This is a genomic window from Luteimonas salinilitoris (assembly GCF_041300785.1).
GTDB classification, from domain to species: Bacteria; Pseudomonadota; Gammaproteobacteria; order Xanthomonadales; family Xanthomonadaceae; genus Luteimonas; species Luteimonas salinilitoris.
Window position 1 is genome coordinate 1 of record NZ_JBFWIB010000051.1, and the last position, 1,406, is coordinate 1,406.

Sequence of the window (1,406 nt, forward strand, 5' to 3'; positions counted from 1 at the left end):
ACTTGCCCGACGCGTTTGGCTGCAAATCAGCTGCGCGGGATGATGGCTTCCACGCGACGATTCTTCGCTCGCCCTTCGGGATCGTCCGTGCCGTCCGGCCTCTGGTTAGGCGCGACCGCGTCGGCTTCGCCGAAACCGACCGCCTGCTGGCGCGTATCCGGCACTCCGTTGGCTACCAACCATATCTTGACCGCGTCGGCGCGACGCTTGGACAACCCCAGGTTGTAGGCGTCCTCGCCCTTGGCGTCGGTGTATCCCTTGAGTTGCACAGTGCCCCGGGTCTTGCCTATCAACTCGGCAAGAGTGCGCAGGCCGGCCTCGGCTCCGGAACGGATTTCGGCCTTGTCGAACTCGAACAGCGTGTCGGCTGGCAATGCGACATAGATTTCGCTGTCGCGAATCTCGCCACCAAGAGCGTCGACGAGGCCCTGCAATTGCGAGACCTCGCCGGAGAGCCCGCTGACCGTCCCGGTCAATGCGGAACCTCTTGTAACAGGCGGTTGCGCGTTGCCTTGGGGTGGAGTCGTTGGGCTGGCTGTTTCGGTACTCGGTTGCCGGGCTTCCTGCTGCGGCTCTGCCGGCGCGTCTGGCCGAGAGCAGCCGCAGGCAAGGCCGATCAACGCGATCAGCGGTAGGAGTTTCATCGCTGAATCGCCACGCCGTCGAAGGGAGCGACTTCCGGAATGTTGATCGAAACCGTTTGCGAAGTCGTCGGTGGCGCCGGGAATTTCAACCAGATCACGCCATTCGAATTCTTCTTGATGTCGAGCTTGAGCATCTTGTCGTTGATCGTATTCAACGGGGCCGCCATCGGTTTTCCCGAGCTGTCCTGCAGGGGACTGTAGCGCTGCGAGGTAGCGTCGTCCAAAACGCTGACGTCGCTCAGCGGAAACGACGGATTCCACAAATTCTCGTCGCCGGTGCGGACGTTGAACTGCACAGTCAACACGTTTCCGGTCACAGCGACCTTGGACAGATCCCACTGCGAGCCTTTCGGGCCGGTCTGCGTAGCGATAGGCGCCGCGGCCGCAGGGGGCGTTGTCCGCTCCGGTGCGACGGTTGGATTCGGTGGTGTTGTAGCTTCGGCAGCAGCGCCAGACGTATCGGCCGGCGACTGTGCCGCGGCTGTATCGGGCGATGGCTGTTGCTTGCAGGCGGCAACCAAGCAAAGAGTGAGCAGCGATAACGTCAGGCGTGTGGTCATAGTCCAAAACTCCGTTTGAAGGCGACATTCGTAGCAACTGGCACATTAATTAATTGTGCAATCCCACATCAACCTCGCCAGATTTCCATGCGTGCAAGCAAGCCAATCAGGGCGGGCGCGGCGCCAGACGCCGCTTGCGGACAATTCTATTTTTGTTTCTATCGGCCGAATATCAAATAACTATTTATAAATTCGCAACGAT

General features: G+C 60.1%; 2 protein-coding genes. Both read right to left on the minus strand.

The features are described from left to right. Positions 1-26: 26 nt before the first annotated feature. On the minus strand, positions 27-476 hold the full coding sequence (locus AB5T46_RS20375) for an OmpA family protein (protein ID WP_370565939.1): 450 nt from the start codon (positions 474-476) through the stop codon (positions 27-29). Positions 477-640: 164 nt separating this feature from the next. After that, on the minus strand, positions 641-1,204 hold the full coding sequence (locus tag AB5T46_RS20380; protein WP_370565940.1) for a hypothetical protein: 564 nt from the start codon (positions 1,202-1,204) through the stop codon (positions 641-643). Positions 1,205-1,406: the final 202 nt, after the last annotated feature.

Excerpts from the sequence above, each read along its gene's own strand:
- AB5T46_RS20380 (WP_370565940.1), bottom strand. The coding sequence starts at position 1,204 with ATGACCACACGCCTGACGTTATCGCTGCTCACTCTTTGCTTGGTTGCC.